This is a genomic window from Bradyrhizobium sp. Ash2021 (assembly GCF_031202265.1).
Classification (GTDB): domain Bacteria; phylum Pseudomonadota; class Alphaproteobacteria; order Rhizobiales; family Xanthobacteraceae; genus Bradyrhizobium.
Window position 1 is genome coordinate 6037799 of sequence record NZ_CP100604.1, and the last position, 17698, is coordinate 6055496.

Here is a 17698-nt window from a genome sequence, read left to right on the forward strand (position 1 = left end):
GGTGCTATCCGCGCATCAACAAGAAAGCGCTGGACCACTTTGTCGACCAAAGCGTTGCAGGCCGCATCCGGCGCTCGGAGGCGGTCTGCTTACAGGGCCGGCTAGCGTGCGTCAGTCCCCGCTGGTCCAGGGCAGAGAGCGCCCCGATGCCAAGCCTTTTCCCTCTGCTTGACAGGAATCGGGACTTGGCTGCCATTGTCGTGCCAGCGAAGCACTGCCAGCCTTTTCGATGCTGATTCCTGCAGTTTCTCGCCCCCACTTCATGAGCGGGATGACGAAGATCAATCCAACGCCGGCGACGAACCAGAATAACGCCGAGATACCTGCGTTCTTTAGAATGAACGAACAGTAGTAAGTGGCGAGCACACCTGCGAAGAAGCGGCTGATACCCTCGCCTATTCCGGTACCAGCACCGCGAAGGTGGGTCGGGTATTGCTCTGCGATATAAAGCTTCAGAATAGGGAAAATTCCGATCCCAAAGAATGCGGCAAGAAATCCAGCCGCGAGCTTGCCGCTGATTCCAGTGTTCGAGCCGAGGAGCGTGAAGCCGATTGCGGCGAGGGTGCTGTAAATAAACACGATGGGCTTCCGGCCGAATCGGTCGGCCAAGTAGCCCTGTAGCAGCCCACCAAATCCCGCGATCAGCATCATGGCGCCGGTAAACAAGGCGGCATTACCAAAGGTGAATCCGCTCTGGGCGAACACGGTAGGCCCATAGACCAGCGGCACATAAAAATAGAGGAGAGCGCCAGCATAAACTCCCCATGAGATGAGGCTGCGCGAGAGATAGGGTGCTCGAAACACTGACACCCAGCCGGTCTGTGCACGCTGTTCTTCCTGATTAACCAGGGTGCGCAGCGCCTCCGAGTTCGTGAGTGTCGTGTCGTCCGGCGGCAGGCCAGCTTCCTTCTCGAGCCGCTCCACAAAGGCAGTCACTTCCTGGATGCGCCCATGTTGCAACAACCAGCGCGGCGACTCTGGTAACCATTTGACCAGCACAAATACGTACAGTAAAGGAATGCCGCCGATGATGAAAAGCACGCGCCATGCAACCTCAGGGGGGAAGCTGGACATCGCCCAGGCTCCGACCGCGTTTGGCAGAGTATAAGAGCTAGTGAGGATCGCAACCATCACACCGACGATCCAACCGCGCTTCTTGGCGTTCACTAGCTCCGAGATCATCAAGTAAGGAAGGGCAAACACCGCACCTTCGCCAAGCCCAGCGACAAAGCGCATTAGAACGACCCAATCGAGCCTTGCGAATGCCGCGCCGATCAGTGTGAAAAACGAGAACCAGGCGACGCCGGCGATCAGGACCTTGCGGCGACCGAAGCGATCGACAAGCGGGCCCGCGACCGCAAGCCCGAGAACAATGCCGATCGTTCCCGAGGTGCCGAGCAACCCAATGTCGGCTGGTCCGAGCTTCCAGGTGGCCGTAAGCGAAAGTATTACGGAGCCAACAATGCCTATATCGAAGCTTTCGACCATCCAGGCCAGTGTAAGCAGCGTACCGATGGCAATAATGGATCGGGTGATTGGCACGCGATCCAGCCGCTCCAAAAGATTTTCGGTGACTACTAGGTCAGCCCGCGTGAATGAGTCCATCGCAGCATCCTCCCGTTCCTTCCAACATCGCCATACCCCGATTCCGGGGCGTTAACGGTTGGTTTGCTCCCGAGTGACGATAAGCTCAGGTGTCACCCTCCCCTCCTACAGCTGCTAGCAGTAATCGCTCGGCGAGCGTTGTGTAGAACATCGCTCATTTCTGCTGGAACCGCCACTCATCGGCGATGTCCTGACCGGCATGCGACTCCCCTACGTACGGCTCGGTAATATTGGCGATCGACTAGTTGTCGACCTGTGTTCGCCAGGTATCGAAATTTAGAGTTCGATACATCGCGTCCTCCTTGTTGAACGGGTCCAAGTATTCTTCGGTATTCTTCGCCGGATGGGGGTGGGAATCTGTCAGTTTGTTGACAAATACCCGAAAACGACACTCATAGCTGTCGGGCGAGCGCGCATTGCGGCTCCAGCGCCGCGCTTCAGTTCGCCGAAGACGACGTAGCTGGTCGTCTCGACCGACCCGCCTGGCGACGGGCTCGCGAAATCAACATCTTGAATTCGGGCCGCTCCGTTTTTCACTTGGGGTCGGAGCCGACCGGACGAGCGGAGGCAGTATCGTCGTTCCGCACGGTCTTCTCGGTTGGGCGGCACTGATCGGCGATCAGCCTCGCCATATGGCCACTGTCGTGGCGCTCGATGAGTCTTACTTCCTCAGCATTCCGGCTACCGATATCTTCCGCTTGTTCGAGAAAGACTATAAAGCAGGGTACATTCTCGGGCGTAGCCTTGCACGATGCCGCTGATCTCGCACGCCCGCAATCAGTTCCGCCGGTGCTGACGCGTCGCCCTATCCGGCTGCCGCCGGCCGAGGCGTGGTCGCGATCTCGGCAGGGTAATTCGCGTGCATGCTCGATGGCCTTTGTTGATGCCCCTACTTTTCATGGTGATCCTCCCTCAGATCGATGTTCGCGACACGGTGATTTCTCAAGCTGCAAACGGCTTGCAAGGCGGTTGCGTTGTCGGGGAAGAGGAAGCGGCCCGATGGCTCTCGGGTGGTCAGGATGCTCCCTCGCTTGATCTGAACATAGATCCACTTGGCGGGAATCCCGAGACGGGTTGCCAATTGGATTACTGTTAAACGGTCTGTGACCGCCGGCCACCGCGTTTGCCGAGGCCGCACCTTGAAGCGGTGTTTAAGACGAATGCGCTGGACCGTGACCGGCAGGACTTTGTCCGCCACCCATGGCGAGTGATACCCTTCCTGAGTCAGAATGCGCGCGATCTCACCGTCATGCATGCCCTCGTGCGCCAGCGTACATATGCGCTCCACCATCTCCAGGTGCCGCGGCAAGGCGGCCACGGCATTGACCGGCAGTGTGACGCAAAGCTCGGTGGTTGCGCCGCCGCGCCATACAATGCGCACCTCGGCTTTGTCGCGTGCGCAGCGGCACATCACGACCTTCTCGATCAGACAGCGCAAGAGCGCTTTGCGATGGTCCTTGCGGGTCGCCGGATCATCCCACATCGCCGGAAGGCGATTGCCGAGAGCGATCACCTTGGCTCGCAGATCTTGAGGAATGCCAAAGGATTCACTGGCATGAGGTTGTTTACCGTGGGGCCAAAGCCTCTTCGGCTCGTCGTAGCTCCAATAAAGCCGCTTCCCAGCGCCGCTCCAGTTCGCCAGTGACCAGCCGGTTGTCGGGATCGGTGCGCGTTTCGCGCGATCGTGAGCACGGATTTCAAAGGATCGTGAGCGGGGATTTCGTGGGATTGTAGCAACGATTTCAGAGGATCATGAGGAGCGATTTCAGGCGATCGTGAGCACTTTTTTGGCGGTGCCAATCGCTTCGGCCGACAACTCAACCGGGCTACGGCCGCTTCCGGTCTTACGCAAGCGCCGCACCCAGACAATCGCCGTGCTGACGCCTCCGCCAAACTGCGCTGCCGCCTGGTGGCAGGACAGGCCTCCAGTCTCAACCGCAGCAACCACGCGCTCGCGAAGATCCATTGAATAAGGTTTGCCCCATCCAAGCTGGCCTACAGCCCAGCCAGCATGTTGAATCAGAACAGTCCTGATTTGGGAATCTGGAGGGTTCTGTGAGGTCGCGCTCACGCGGGGGCTCGGCAAGCGCTTGCCAGGCGACCTCATTGAAGCCGGATTGAACGAAGGCGCGGGAGGTGGAGCTATGGGGAATGTTCGAGATAGCAATGCTCGATGGCGTGTTTGCGCGCCTGACGCGACGAACGGACGTGTGTGCATCGGCGAGCATTTGAGATCAGGTGCACGTTGCGAGCCGTGGCGACCGACGGTCTGCTGCATCGATCGGTTGTTGTCGCGCAGCGTGGCAGCACAGATCCGATACCGTCTGCGATGATCGAGACGACCGGAGTGAAGTGACGCATGGTGATTGTCGTGCGTGCCGTCATGACGTGGCTCACGATGTATCGCACCAGAACGGTGACGTGCGAGGGCTGAAGCCGTGCGGCACGCGTCCGATGATGCGCATCACGCCGCCACAATCGGGACAGGCAGCGGCCTCGGACGGCGTCTGAGCGTCCGAACTCACCGGCGGCGGCTCGACGTTCTTTGGCGCTGTTCGCTCATGATCGAGAAGAAGCAAAGGGCGAGCTTGGCGGCGCGATGGCGGTCGGCCATAAAGCCGAAGTGGCGGATGCGGTGGAAGCCGTCGGGCAGCGTGTCAAGAAGGAAGCGGCGAATGAACTCGTCGGGCTTGAGCTTCAGGATTTTTGTCGCGCCGTCCTGGCGGTAATCCTTCCATGAGAAGGCGACATGATCGTCGTCGAGGGCGACGAGCCGGCTGTTGGCGATCGCGACCCGATGGGTGTAGCGGCCGAGATAGGCCAGGACCTGGGCAGGCCCGCCGAACGCCTTCTTGGCGTAGACGACCCAATTGATGCGCCGCGCCGCAGCGATGCGGGCGGTGAAGGCAGCGGGCTCGGCCGGGGAGGCGAGATCGCCGTAGAAGTTCGGGGCTCCAGCGCCGACGGCAGCTGTCAAGCGCTCAAGGAATCGGCGTCTGAACAGCTGGGCGAGTGGTTTGACGGCCAGGAAAAAGTTCGGTCGGCCAGCGATCCAGCGCGTGCCGTCAGGCAAGAGACCGCCGCCTGGCACGACGCAGTGCACGTGGGGATGATGCGTCAGCGCCTGCCCCCAGGTGTGCAGGAAGGCGACGCCGTCAATCTCGGCGCCGAGCCGACGCGGATTGGCGGCGAGCGTGATCATTGCCTCGGTGGCGGCTTTGAACAGGATCGCATAAACGATGGCCTTGTTCTGAAAGGCGATCGCGGCGATCGGCGCCGGCAGCGTGAAGACGACGTGGAAATAGGGAACCGGCAGCAGGTCGGCTTCGCGCGCGGCGAGCCACGCGGCTCGAGCTGTCCCCTGACAATTCGGACAATGACGATTCCCGCAGGAATTATAAGCGATCCGCGTCATGCCGCAGTCGTTGCAGGCCTCGACGTGGCCGCCGAGCGCCTCGGTTCGGCACGCAACAATCGCGCTCATCACCCGCTGCTCGATGCGACCGAGATGACCGGCGTGGTAACGACGATAGGCTTCGCCATGCTGGCACAGCACATTGGCGATCTCGATGGCGGGTCTGTGCGGGCGGACGTCGGGGCGAGCCATAACCCGCATCCCGACGCGCGGTCATCCACATGGCGTCACCCTCCAGCGACAGGCGGTCGAGCGGGCTCTGCGTCGCCCGGATCGTATGGGTGGCGACCTGCACCGCCGAGCGGCAGGCGGCGTGCAACACGGTCGGATCGATCGGGTGATCTTCGTCACGCCCAGGGAACAGATAAAGCCGTGGCCAGGCGAGCCGCCAGTAGGTGCGCAAGATGCCAAGCAGTTGGGGCGATAGCATCACGTTGCGATCCTTCGCGCCTTTGCCGTGGCGCGCCTGGATGACGCCACGGGCGCTGTCGATGTCCTCGATCCGCAATCCAGCGACCCTCGGAGGCCCTGAGCCCGGCCGCATAGGCGGTGGTGAGCGCGGCTCTTCAGGCTCGATACCGCCTCGAGGAACTGCACCACTTCGTCGGCGCTCAGTACGACCGGTAGCTTGCGGGGTTCTCGCGCATAGGGAATGCGCTCCGGGATGAGCATCTCGCCGAGCGTAACGCCGTAGAAAAACCGTAGCGCGCAGACGATCTGGTTCGGCGCCGGCCATGAGATGCCGGTCGAGATCAGATGCACCTGGAAGGCGCGGACGTCTTCCAGCTCTAACCGGTCAGGCGATCGGCCGAAATAGCGGCTGAACTTCGAAACCGCACTGATGTAGGATCGCTGTGTCGCCGGCGATAAATTGCGGACCGTCATGTCCTCGATCATGCGACGGCGCAAAGGGCTTATCGTGGCCATCTGGGAAACCTCCTGTCTGGGGGGCTACAACACCCACATCCTCTCAGGCAGGAGGCCCTTCACGTGACCTCGTCGTTCACGCCGCGTTAGCGGCTTCGTTCAATCCCAAATCGAATCGACCTAAAGACAACTCGCTTTAGAGCTGCATCTCGGCGCTTCTGAGCGACGCGATGGCATCCCGCACCTCCGGGGAAAGTCCCGCGCCGCCGGCGTCGAAATGCGCGAGAATGGCGGAGCGCATCCGCGGGTCCCAGAACTTCCAGATGTGTTCGGCAATGCCCGGCACCGCTTTGTCGTGGCCCCGGCTCTGGAAGAATTTGCCGATTTGATTGGCCATATAGATCAGCCGGTCAGGCGACATAAACAGCGGCTCCCAAAGCAGCAACTCCGGCCACAATTCGCTCGGGATGCGTGAAAACCTCGAAACCGTCGGCACGCGCAATGGCAGCGAGTGTAATGCCTGCTGCATCCGCCATCCGTACCGCAAGCGCGGTTGGCGCGGAGACGGCGACGATCAGCGGTACGCCCATCGCCGCCGACTTCTGCACCATCTCGACCGAGACCCGGCTGGTCAACAACACCATGCCCTCGCTTGCGAAAACCCCGCCCTGCCCCAGCGCGCCGGCCAGCTTGTCGAGCGCGTTGTGGCGGCCGACATCCTCGCGTAGCGCAACGATGCCAAGCGCCGGCGTCCAGAACGCGGCGGCATGCACCGCGCGGGTTTCGATATTAATCTGTTGCAGCGACGGGACGCTCTGCATCGCCGCCGTGATCTGTTGCGGCGAAAATGACGAGCCTTGCGGAACGATGGCGGCCGGACGAACCGCTTCGGCGATTGAATCGATGCCGCATATTCCGCAGCCGGTCGGTCCGGCAATATGCCGCCGCCGCACGTTCACGAGCTCCGCCTTGGATTGGGCGAGCCACATCCGCAGCTCGATGCCGTCGTCGAGATGCACGATGTCCAGCGAACGGATATCGTCAGGGGATTGGACGACACCTTCGCTGAGGCTGAATCCAACGGCAAAATCCGTAAGGTGCAGCGGGGTGCCCATCATCACAGCATAGGTTCCGCCGTTATAGGTCAGCGCCAGCGCGGTTTCTTCCGGGATCAGGCGCGGGCCTTCACTCCGGCAGCCGTCGCGCCAGACCTGGCGGCGGGCCTTGCGGACGGGATCGTGCATCGTCATTCCGCGGCTTCCACGACCGGCGCGATGCGCCGGGAATGGCGGGCCTGCTCGTCATAGGTCTTCTGCCAATCGGACGGACCGTTCGACGGCGATATCTGGACCGCTGTGACCTTGTATTCCGGGCAATTGGTTGCCCAATCGGAATACTCCGTGGTGATGACGTTGGCCTGCGTGTCAGGATGATGGAACGTGGTGTAGACCACGCCCGGCGCGACCCGCTCGGTAAGCAGTGCGCGCAATGTGGTTTCGCCGGCGCGGCTTGCGAGCGTTACCCAGTCGCCATCACGGACGCCGCGCTGCTCGGCATCGTGGGGGTGCATCTCGAGCCGGTCTTCCTCGTGCCAGATGATATTATCGGTGCGCCGCGTCTGTGCACCGACATTATACTGGCTGAGGATGCGGCCGGTGGTCAGCAGCAATGGGTAGCGCGGACCAGTGCGCTCGTCGGTAGCGACATATTCGGTGATGACGAATTTGCCCTTGCCGCGCACGAAGCCGTCGATATGCATCACCGGCGTTCCCTCGGGCGCCTTCTCGTTGCAGGGCCATTGCACCGAGCCGAGTTCGTCGAGCTTGGCGTAAGACACGCCGGAGAAAGTCGGCGTCAGCGCCGCGATCTCGTCCATGATATCGGAGGGGTGATCGTAGGGCATCTCAAAGCCCATCGCCCTGGCAAGGCGGATCGTCACCTCCCAGTCGGCCAACCCGTTGCGCGGCGTCATGACTTTTCGTACACGTTGAATACGGCGTTCGGCATTGGTGAAGGTGCCGTCCTTCTCGAGGAAGGTCGATCCGGGCAGGTAGACGTGGGCGTAGTTCGCGGTCTCGTTGAGGAAGAGATCGTGGACGATGACACATTCCATCGCCGACAGCGCCGCAACAACGTGCTTTGTGTTGGGATCGGACTGCAGGATGTCCTCGCCCTGCACGTAGAGGCCCATGAAGGTGCCCTCGATCGCGGCGTCGAACATGTTGGGAATCCGCAGGCCCGGCTCCTTGTTGAGCTTGACGTTCCACAGCGATTCGAATTGTTCGCGTACTGCGTCGCCCGAGATGTGGCGATAGCCCGGCAATTCATGCGGGAATGAACCCATGTCGCAGGAACCTTGCACGTTGTTCTGGCCGCGCAGCGGGTTCACGCCAACACCGGGCCGGCCGATATTGCCGGTCGCCATTGCGAGATTGGCGATCGCGATCACCGTGGTCGAGCCCTGGCTGTGTTCGGTGACGCCGAGCCCGTAATAGATCGCGCCGTTGCCGCCGGTCGCGAACAGCCGCGCCGCGGCGCGCAACTGCTTCGGGTCGACGCCGGTCGCGATCGCAGTGGCTTCCGGGCTGTTCTTCGGTTGTGCGACAAATGTTGCCCAGTCCTCGAACTCGCTCCAGTCGCAGCGTTCGCGCACAAAGGCTTCATCGACGAAGCCTTCGGTGACGATCACATGCGCCATAGCGGTCAGCACGGCAACGTTGGTGCCGGGAAGCAGCGGCAGATGATGCTGCGCCTCGACATGGGCGGAGCGGACGATATCGGTGCGGCGCGGGTCGATCACGATCAGCCTGGCGCCCGCCCGCAGACGCTTTTTCATCCGGGAGGCAAACACCGGATGTGCGTCGGTCGGATTGGCGCCGATGTTCATGACCACGTCGGTATGCTCGACCGAGTCGAAATCCTGGGTGCCGGCCGAGGTGCCGAACGTGGTGGCAAGCCCATAGCCGGTCGGCGAATGGCAGACGCGGGCGCAGGTATCGACGTTGTTGTTGCCGAAGCCGGCGCGGATCAGCTTCTGCACCAGATAGGTCTCTTCGTTGGTGCAGCGTGACGAGGTGATGCCGCCGACGGAATCGCGGCCGTATTTGGCCTGGATCCGCTTGAACTCGGAAGCTGCATAAGCGAACGCCTCGTCCCACGACACCTCGCGCCAGGGATCGCTGATCTTCGCGCGGATCATCGGACGGAGGATGCGCTCCTTGTGGGTGGTGTACCCCCAGGCAAAGCGGCCCTTGACGCAGGAATGGCCGCGGTTGGCCTTGCCGTCCTTGTACGGCACCATGCGGACGACTTCCTCGCCGCGCATTTCCGCCTTGAAGGCGCATCCGACGCCACAGTAGGCGCAGGTCGTCACCACCGAATGCTCGGGCTGGCCGATCTCGATCACGGATTTTTCCGTCAGCGTCGCGGTCGGGCAGGCCTGTACGCAGGCGCCGCAGGACACGCATTCGGAACCGAGGAAACTCTCACTCATGCCCGCAGAAACCCGGCTGTCAAAACCACGCCCGGAAATGGTCAGCGCGAAGGTGCCTTGCACTTCCTCGCAAGCGCGGACGCAGCGCGAGCAGACGATGCATTTCGAGGGGTCGTAGGTGAAATAGGGATTCGAGTCGTCCTTCGGCATCCAGGCTGCGTTGGCTTCGCCTCGATTGCTTTCACCTTGGGACTTGGCGAACACGTGGTTGTCGCCCTCATAGCCGTAGCGCACGTCGCGCAGGCCCACCGCGCCGGCCATGTCCTGCAATTCGCAGTCGCCATTTGCTGCGCAGGTCAGACAGTCGAGCGGATGGTCGGAGATGTAGAGCTCCATCACGCCCTTGCGCAGCTTCTTCAGCCGCTCGCTCTGGGTGTGGACCACGAGGCCGGGCAGAACGGGCGTGGTGCAGGACGCCGGCGTGCCGGCGCGGCCCTCGATCTCGATCAGGCAGAGCCGGCAGGAGCCGAAGGCATCGACCATGTCGGTGGCGCAGAGCTTTGGGATCTGCGTGCCGGCTTCCATCGCCGCGCGCATGATCGAGGTGCCCTCGGGCACGGTGACGCTCTGGCCGTCGATGGTGAGCGTCACCATCGCCTCGGATCTGGAGCGGGGCGTTCCAAAGTCAGTTTCCTGGATCAGCGACATGGCGATCGTCCTTTACTCCGCGGCCTGCAGACGGGCCGGTGCCGGGCCAAAATCTTCCCGGAAATATTTCAGTGCGCTCATCACGGGATAGGGCGTGAAACCGCCGAGCGCGCAGAGCGAGCCGAACTTCATGGTGTTGCAGAGGTCTTCGACCACCGCGAGATTTTCAGCCACGCGCTCGCCGGCGCGGATCTTGTCGATGGTCTCGACGCCCCTGGTCGAACCGATCCGGCAGGGCGTGCATTTGCCGCAGGATTCGATCGCACAAAATTCCATCGCAAAGCGTGCCTGCTTTGCCATGTCGACGCTGTCGTCGAACACCACGATCCCACCATGGCCGATCAGGCCGTCGCGCGCGGCAAAGGCTTCATAGTCGAACGGCGTGTCGAACAGCGCACGCGGGAAATACGCCCCGAGCGGGCCGCCGACCTGCACCGCGCGAACTGGGCGTCCGCTAAGCGTGCCGCCGCCGATGTCATCGACCAACTCGCCGAGCATGATGCCGAAGGCTACCTCAAACAACCCGCCATGTTTAACGTTGCCCGCGAGCTGGATCGGCATGGTGCCTCGCGAGCGGCCGATGCCGAAATCGGCATAGGCCTTGGCGCCGCCGGCCAGGATGAAGGGGATCGCTGCGAATGACAGCACGTTGTTGATGACCGTCGGCTTGCCGAACAGGCCTTTATGCGCGGGCAGCGGCGGCTTGGCGCGGACGACGCCGCGACGGCCCTCCAGGCTCTCCAGCAGCGAGGTTTCTTCACCGCAGACATAGGCGCCGGCGCCGACGCGGACCTCGAGATCGAAGCTATGATTGGACCCACCAATGCGCGTGCCCAGATAGCCGGCGCGCTCCGTCGCCGATATCGCCGCCTTCATTGCCGCCACGGCGTGCGGATATTCCGAGCGGATGTAGATGTAACCCTTGCTGGCGCCGACCGCGATGCCGGCAATGGTCATGCCCTCAATCACCACGAAGGGATCGCCCTCCATGATCATGCGATCGGCAAACGTGCCGCTGTCGCCTTCGTCGGCGTTACAGACGATGTATTTCTGCTCGGCGCTGGCCTGCGCCACAGTCTTCCATTTGATGCCGGTCGGGAAACCGGCGCCGCCGCGGCCACGCAATCCGGATGTGGTAACATCGGCTAGAATAGCGTCCGAACCCAGCGTCAGCACGCGCTCAAGCCCTTTGTAGCCGCCGTGCGCGCGAAAATCCTCGAAGGAGCGCGGATCGATCACGCCGCAACGCGCGAAGGTGAACCGGGACTGCCGCTTCAGCCAGGGGATCTCCTCGGTCACACCGAGCCGCAAGGCGTGAGGGGCGCCTGTGACCATCGCGTCGAGCACCGACGCAACATCGGAATCGCTCACAGGGCCGAACGCGACGCGCCCCTGCACTGTTGCGACCTCGATCATCGGCTCGAGCCAATACAGGCCACGGGAGCCCGTTCTGATGATTTCGATCGCCACGCCGCGTTTGGTCGCGGCCTGCTCCAGTGCCAGCACCACTTCATCGGCGCCGACCGCGACCGCACCGGCATCGCGGGAGACAAAAACGCGCATCGTCATCGCAGCGCCTCCGCAACCAGCGCATCGATGCGGGCCTCGTTCAGTCGGCCGACCACGCGGCCGTCCAACATCGCCGACGGAGCCGTTGCGCAAAGGCCGAGGCAATAGACCGGCTCCAGCGTTACCCGCTCATCGGCTGTCGTGCTTCCAACGGTAATGCCGAGTTTTGCCTCGGCGCGCGCGGCGAGCGCGTCGCCGCCGGCGGCCTGGCAGGCTTCGGCGCGGCATAGTTTCAGCACATGCCGACCTGCGGGTTCGCGACGGAAATCGTGGTAGAATGTGAACACGCCATGAACCTCGGCGCGAGACAGGTTGATCGCTGATGCGATCATGGGGATCGCCGGCTCCGGCACGTAACCGAACGCTTCCTGTAGCGCTTGCAGGATCACCAGTGTCGCACCTTCAAGGTGAGCGAGCTCCGCGATGATGTCAGCGCCGCGCACGGCATTCCAAGGTTCGCAAATTGACGTCATCCGCGTCCTCTCGGCTGCTTGTTCACCCATGAGATACGGTGCCTGCTCTTGTTGCAAGAGACACATCAGCATGCCGCCGAACAGGGTGGCATGTCTGTCAAGAGTTAGACAGCGCTTCTTGCAGCGGCGCGATATAACTTAGTCGTCCGTTAATAAGCTGGATTGAGCGCTGATCGGATAATGAAGAGACGGGGGATCGCGATCAGGAAGAAGCGCAAGAGAGCCCTCAGCGAAGCACGACGGCGAACGAGAGGCGACCAACCACCACACGTCGGAAGGCCCACAGGAGACAAACATGCGCAACAGTCAGCAACATCTTTGGAATGGCGCAGCCAAGCGTTGCGCGATCTGTGACGGAAAGTTTGGCCTCATCCGATACTACTCTTGGCAAACTGCACTCTGCTCAAAGAAGTGCGCTGACCGCTTCAAGGCCCGTCGGAAGGACGACCGCAGATGGTTGCGTCGACTTCAAGCCGCCGTAGATAAGGCGGTCGTGCAGTGAAGGAGTGCATGAACGTTTCCAAGTCCACATCCACCACGATCCGGCGATCCGATTGCAAGCGTGGAGCGAAGCTGCGGGCCGATCAACAAGAACCGTTGCTGGATGCGCTGCTTGAACGTCCTCGGCGCCTTGACGGCGACCTTGCGTTTGATCACGCCACCCGGAGCTACCCAAAAACTGTAGGATACGTCTGAAGTTGTGGCCGACGGCGGAGAGGATGGCGTTGGCGGCATCGCCGGCGCGCCCTTTGAGATAGCAGCGGCCGAGGTGGTCCGCGGCCTTCATGTAGCAGATGATTGGCTCGATGGCGGATCGACGCCGCAGTTCGCGCTTAATGGCGCCGACCACGCCACGCTTTTGGCCGGACATAAGACGCGGCGCGGGTTCTCCGTGTTCATGACCGCGGTATCCCTTGTCGACATAGACCCGCTCGACTCGCAGCCGGCGAGTTTTTGGGTTTCTTCGATGACGGCCTTGAGGGTATGCCCATCATAGCGGTTACCTGGAAATGCCTTGGCGTGCAGCACGAATTGGCTGCCCGGGGCGCGGGCGTTCGTGGTGACGATCGAGACCTTCACCCCGAACTCGTAGAGCGCGCTGGCTTTGCCCTTGCCGATGCACTCGGTCTCGGGGGCATGGAAGGAACAGAGCTTCCAGCCGCGCTGGCGCTGTTGTTGGCCCTTGATCTGACTCGAGCGCGCCAGCGGAAGGGCAAACGTCGCCTCGATGTCGCATGGCGTAATGGCCGTCTCTTCTTCGAGAAAAAGGTGAACCAGGGCGTGCATCAGCGGGTGAAAACGCCCTCTGCTCTTAAGCCGGACGATTTCTTTTTGCCCAGATCGTATGGGAGCCGAAATGGTCGGTGCGAATTGTCATCTTTAGTAGTTCCGAGCCAAAGAACTCGGTAAATTTCGAGACTAGCTGTTGGTGGGAGAGACGTTTAGTGTTTCCGGTGCCTTCTAGATATCCGCAAGCTATTGCAGACCTCCTATATTCCGAACGAAACTCTACATCGTCCCAGCGCGTCGGATTTCTATGAAGAAATTCAACAGACCTGAGGGCTAAAGCTCACTGAGCAATCTCTGCGATTGTTTGATCAGCGCCGAGACGACGCTTTCAGTATCCTTGTTCGCGACCTTGACCAGCATCACGTAGCGCGAATGCCGCTCGACAAGCGTTGCGACATAGCTGTTCCCGGACCCGCCGATCAGGTCGCCCTCCCAATGGCCCGGCACGGCGCGATCTTCAATCGATGCCGGTCTTTCTCTGATGGACACCGCATTCTTTATCTGGCCAAGCCCGTTTCGTTTCAGGCTGGCGTGCTTGGAGCGGCGGATAGTGCGTTTCGCTCTAAGGTGCTCAAGCAGTTCTTTTTTCAGCACCCCACGCGCCTGAATGAACAGACTGCGATAGATCGTCTCGTGTGATACCTGGTTTTGCAGTTCCCCCGGATATGTGCGTTTGAGCCAGCCAGCAATTTGTTCCGGTGACCATTGCTGCCGCAGCTTGATCGATACTGTCCGGCTCAGAACCGGACGGCAAGCCAGCTTGCAAAGCTTGGGACGCAGCGCCCGATCCCAGACGGCCTGATCGGACCGGGCAGCCCGATAGTGATGCAAGCCACCATTGCGACTGACCTAACGGCTGATGGTCGATGCAGATCGTCCCAATTGCCGAGCAATCGAACGCAACGAACAGCGTGTTGAGCCCTCTGGAAATCTCCTCCCGTTCAGAGAGGCTGAGCGCCTGTTTGGGGACTGCCGAACCGGTGGACGAATGCCACCGGTTGGCGAAATCACCGAAAATACCGACGAGGACTCCCGATCAAATCGGCGTCCGACCGCTGAGCGGATGAGTAGTAGATGCGACGTCGTTGCTTCATAGTCCACACTCCATCTTGCTAAAAGATTAGTGTGTTGCGCTGACCAGTTGAACCCGCCGCGTGAAGAGTAAGCCGGTTGAGAAGCCGATCGCGCGAGGAGAACCGAATGACCACGGCCTTTCAGTGTCTCTGCTATTTTCACTCGATCTCGTCGGCGATGGCACCAATCGCTTCATAAACCAGGTCGAGTTCGCTCGCCGTGCTGCAGTATGGCGGCATGGTGTAGATCGTGTTGCCTAGCGGCCGGACAAGCAGGCCCCGCGCGAGAAATCCCTGATAGAGACGGGGGCCGATATCGGCCATATAGCCGGCGTCAGCCGCTGCGATGTCCAACGCTGCGATCGTTCCGATCTGGCGGATATTCGTAAAGCGCCGGTCGTCGCGGAAGCGGTCGAGGTTTTCGGTATGCAGGATGGCAACACGCCCTATGCGCTCCATAACCGGCTCTCGCTCCCAAATCTCCAGATTCGCGAGAGCGGCCGCGCAGGCGATTGGGTTCGCGGTATATGAACTGGAATGGAAGAAGGTCCTGGTTCGATCCGTTGAATAATGCGCGTCAAAGATGTCGGCGCGGCAGAGTGTCACCGCCAGCGGCAGTGAACCTCCGGTAAGCCCCTTGGAATAACAGGCGATATCCGGCGTGACGCTGGCCTGCTCGCAAGCGAACAGTGTGCCGGTCCGTCCCCATCCTGTCATCACTTCATCGGCGATAAAGAGAACACCGTGGGTTTCGCAAATGCGTTTCATTTCCGCAAGAACCCAGGGCGGATAGATCAGCATGCCGCCCGCGCCGAGAATCAAGGGTTCGACGATGAGCGCGGCGATCGTCCCATTCCGGCATACCGTATTCAACCCGTCCAGCGTCGCCTGCTCGCGACCTGCGGAGGGAAAGGGAAGACGCTCAACATCGAACAGAAGTGGATCGTAGGGTGCATTGAAGACACCACGTTCACCAACCGACATGCCGCCAATCGTATCGCCGTGATAGGCGCCCTCCAGAGCCAGGATACGGCTACGCTTCTCGCCGCGATGTCGCCAGAAGCCCAGCGCCATTTTCAAAGCGACTTCGACCGAGGTCGACCCGCTATCGGAAAAGAAGACGTATTCGAGCTCGGGAGGCGTGATCGCGATGAGACGTCGCGCGAGCCGTTCCGCCGGCTCGTGCGTGAAACCGGCGAAAATCACCTGATCAAGACGATCCACCTGATCCTTGATCGCCTGCACGATGTGCGGATGGCGATGACCGTGGGTCACCACCCACCAGGACGAAATGGCGTCGAAGATGCGGCGACCATCGGCGGTCTTGAGCCAGGCGCCATCGCCTCTGGCGATCAGCGTCGGCTCGGGCTGCACGGCATGCTGAGTGAACGGATGCCATACTGGAGACATCGATTTCATCCGGCAGAGTCCTCCAGGAAGTCACCAATATTAAAATGGAGGGCAAAGGCCGCCCGCAGCACGTCACCCGTCAGCGGCGTGAGATGTGGAAGGCAGCCAAGCCGCCGGGCGTGACCCATTTCGGCGATGATGCGCTCGGATTCGGCATTCTCGTCCCCAATGAAGACGATGCCGAGAAGCGGAATGCCGCGGCTGCGCAGAGCCTCAATCGACAGGAGGGTGTGATTAATCGTTCCGAGTGTCGTGCGGGCACATAGCGCCACCGGCGCCCGCCACCGCCCGATGACATCGATATAAGCGACGTCGCGTGTCAGTGGCACCAGCAACCCGCCGGCCCCCTCCACGACCAACGGCCGGTTCGTGTTCGGCAGAACGAGCGCCTCTGGATCGATGGTAATGCCGTCAATCTCGGCAGCAAGATGTGGCGAAGCCGGCGTTTTCAGCCGGTAGACCTCCGGCAACACGCGCTCTTCGGACAGACCGGAAAGCCGCAGGACCGCTTGCCTGTCTGTCTCCTCCTGGAGACCGGCCTGGATCGGCTTCCAATAGATCCCCCCAAGAGCACCGGCGAGCGCGGCCGCAAAAACAGTCTTGCCAACGCCGGTATCGGTACCAGTTACAATGATGCGCGTGGTCATGCAGCCTTTCGCATGTCTTCAGCGAGGGCTTCGAACAAAGCTGCGACGATAGCCTCATCGACGTTCGCCGTCAGCGCGATGCGGAGACGCGCTGTGCCCTCGACAACGGTCGGCGGACGTATCGCCCGGATATCAAAACCTCTGCGCTGCAAAGAAGCAGCAAGTGCAACTGCTGCCTGATCGGCGCCGATGATTACGGGAAGAATATGCGAACCGGAGGGCTCGATGTTGCAACGACGGCGAAGTTCGCCTCCCGCGAATTGAACCAGACGCGCCAGCCGGTCCCGGCGCTCGGGATTGGTTGCGGAGAGTTCGAGGGCCACACGTGTGATCGCGGCGATCAGCGGCGACGGGGCGGTCGCGAAGATGAAGGGGCGGGCGCGGTTGACAAGGAAGTCGCGGATAATTCTTGGCGCAACGATAAAACCGCCGACTGTACCGAGCGCCTTGCCGCACGTGTGCAGCGTGATGACGTTGTCGCGACCCTCGAAGGGCGCAGCGAGCCCCCGCCCCTGCGGCCCGAGTACGCCGGTGGCATGGGCCTCATCGATGACGACCATGGCCTCGTGGCGATCTGCAACGGCAAATAGTTCAGCAAGGTCCGGGCTGTCGCCGTCCATGCTGTAGAGGCTTTCGACCGAAAGCCAGGGCCGCCCTGTGCCCCCGGCCGCGCGCCAGCGGACGATCGCTGCGTCGAAGGCGTCGACATCGTTGTGCGGAACTCCGACGAAATCCGCACGTCCCCGACGTAGCCCCTCATGGACGCTCGCATGAATCAATTCGTCGTGGACCACGAGATCCCCACGCTGCGGCAGAGTCGAGAAGATGGTGAAATTCGCGACATACCCGCCGCCAAAATAGAGCGCCGTCTCGGCGCCGAAATAGGCTGCCGCTTCGCTTTCGAGCGCTTCATGCTCGGGGTGATTGCCGCGCAGCAAACGCGATCCGCCCGATCCCACCGGCACGCCGCGCGCCACCGCGTCGGCAGCCGCACGCCTCAATTCCTCGGATTCGGCCAAGCCGAGATAATCGTTTGACGTGAAATCGATTCCGGAGCGCTCGCGAAGCGAGCGCAACCGACCCCGTCCTGCGAGTTCGCGCAGATTCGTTTCAAACCCGTCATGCATTATCTTTCCTCCCGCACGGCCGACTGAGCCGGAAACTGCTTGCGCGTCCTCATGCGGATCGTCCTCTTCGATATCAAGTCC

Annotated in this window: 11 protein-coding genes and 4 pseudogenes; all 15 read right to left on the minus strand. The window is 61.5% G+C overall.

The features are described from left to right. Positions 1 to 111: 111 nt before the first annotated feature. Complete coding sequence (locus NL528_RS29180; protein WP_309177837.1) at positions 112 to 1605, minus strand: MFS transporter; 1494 nt, start codon at positions 1603 to 1605, stop codon at positions 112 to 114. Between the two features lie 889 nt (positions 1606 to 2494). Beyond that, on the minus strand, positions 2495 to 3118 hold the full coding sequence (locus NL528_RS29185) for a hypothetical protein (RefSeq protein WP_309177838.1): 624 nt from the start codon (positions 3116 to 3118) through the stop codon (positions 2495 to 2497). Positions 3119 to 3439: 321 nt separating this feature from the next. Beyond that, positions 3440 to 3571, minus strand: a pseudogene (locus tag NL528_RS29190) (IS630 family transposase); the annotation flags it as partial. Between the two features lie 427 nt (positions 3572 to 3998). Next, positions 3999 to 5212: pseudogene (locus tag NL528_RS29195) on the minus strand (IS91 family transposase). A 40-nt stretch (positions 5213 to 5252) separates the two neighbouring features. After that, positions 5253 to 5947: pseudogene (locus tag NL528_RS29200) on the minus strand (site-specific integrase); the annotation flags it as partial. Positions 5948 to 6083: 136 nt separating this feature from the next. Further along, positions 6084 to 6308, minus strand: a complete 225-nt coding sequence (locus NL528_RS29205) for a formate dehydrogenase subunit delta (protein ID WP_309177839.1) — start codon at positions 6306 to 6308, stop codon at positions 6084 to 6086. Further along, positions 6298 to 7131 (minus strand): formate dehydrogenase accessory sulfurtransferase FdhD, encoded by an 834-nt coding sequence (gene fdhD / locus NL528_RS29210; RefSeq protein ID WP_309185063.1) that lies wholly within the window; start codon positions 7129 to 7131, stop codon positions 6298 to 6300. Before fdhD ends, NL528_RS29205 begins: the two co-directional genes overlap by 11 nt. 2 nt (positions 7132 to 7133) lie before the next feature. Continuing rightward, complete coding sequence (fdhF, locus tag NL528_RS29215; protein WP_309177840.1) at positions 7134 to 10028, minus strand: formate dehydrogenase subunit alpha; 2895 nt, start codon at positions 10026 to 10028, stop codon at positions 7134 to 7136. Between the two features lie 12 nt (positions 10029 to 10040). Continuing rightward, entirely contained in the window at positions 10041 to 11597 is a 1557-nt protein-coding gene (locus NL528_RS29220; RefSeq protein WP_309177841.1) for an NADH-quinone oxidoreductase subunit NuoF, read from the minus strand. Continuing rightward, entirely contained in the window at positions 11594 to 12070 is a 477-nt protein-coding gene (locus NL528_RS29225; RefSeq protein WP_309177842.1) for a formate dehydrogenase subunit gamma, read from the minus strand. The genes NL528_RS29220 and NL528_RS29225 overlap by 4 nt, the downstream gene beginning before the upstream one ends. A gap of 673 nt (positions 12071 to 12743) precedes the next feature. Then, a pseudogene (locus NL528_RS29230) lies at positions 12744 to 13300 on the minus strand (transposase); the annotation flags it as partial. A gap of 333 nt (positions 13301 to 13633) precedes the next feature. Next, positions 13634 to 14191, minus strand: a complete 558-nt coding sequence (locus NL528_RS29235) for an IS30 family transposase (RefSeq protein WP_309177843.1) — start codon at positions 14189 to 14191, stop codon at positions 13634 to 13636. Positions 14192 to 14592: 401 nt separating this feature from the next. Beyond that, positions 14593 to 15852, minus strand: coding sequence for an adenosylmethionine--8-amino-7-oxononanoate transaminase (locus NL528_RS29240; protein ID WP_309177844.1), 1260 nt, complete (start codon positions 15850 to 15852; stop codon positions 14593 to 14595). Further along, positions 15849 to 16490: a dethiobiotin synthase gene (gene bioD, locus NL528_RS29245; protein WP_309177845.1), complete on the minus strand. Its 642-nt coding sequence runs from the start codon at positions 16488 to 16490 to the stop codon at positions 15849 to 15851. The genes NL528_RS29240 and bioD overlap by 4 nt, the downstream gene beginning before the upstream one ends. After that, on the minus strand, positions 16487 to 17617 hold the full coding sequence (locus NL528_RS29250; RefSeq protein WP_309177846.1) for an 8-amino-7-oxononanoate synthase: 1131 nt from the start codon (positions 17615 to 17617) through the stop codon (positions 16487 to 16489). Before NL528_RS29250 ends, bioD begins: the two co-directional genes overlap by 4 nt. Positions 17618 to 17698 lie beyond the last annotated feature (81 nt).

Coding starts and splice junctions, on each gene's coding strand:
- NL528_RS29180 (WP_309177837.1), bottom strand. CDS start 1,605: ATGGACTCATTCACGCGGGCTGACCTAGTAGTCACCGAAAATCTTTTG.
- NL528_RS29205 (WP_309177839.1), bottom strand. CDS start 6,308: ATGTCGCCTGACCGGCTGATCTATATGGCCAATCAAATCGGCAAATTC.
- fdhD (WP_309185063.1), bottom strand. CDS start 7,131: ATGCACGATCCCGTCCGCAAGGCCCGCCGCCAGGTCTGGCGCGACGGC.
- fdhF (WP_309177840.1), bottom strand. CDS start 10,028: ATGTCGCTGATCCAGGAAACTGACTTTGGAACGCCCCGCTCCAGATCC.
- NL528_RS29220 (WP_309177841.1), bottom strand. CDS start 11,597: ATGACGATGCGCGTTTTTGTCTCCCGCGATGCCGGTGCGGTCGCGGTC.
- NL528_RS29225 (WP_309177842.1), bottom strand. CDS start 12,070: ATGACGTCAATTTGCGAACCTTGGAATGCCGTGCGCGGCGCTGACATC.
- NL528_RS29240 (WP_309177844.1), bottom strand. CDS start 15,852: ATGAAATCGATGTCTCCAGTATGGCATCCGTTCACTCAGCATGCCGTG.
- bioD (WP_309177845.1), bottom strand. CDS start 16,490: ATGACCACGCGCATCATTGTAACTGGTACCGATACCGGCGTTGGCAAG.
- NL528_RS29250 (WP_309177846.1), bottom strand. CDS start 17,617: ATGCATGACGGGTTTGAAACGAATCTGCGCGAACTCGCAGGACGGGGT.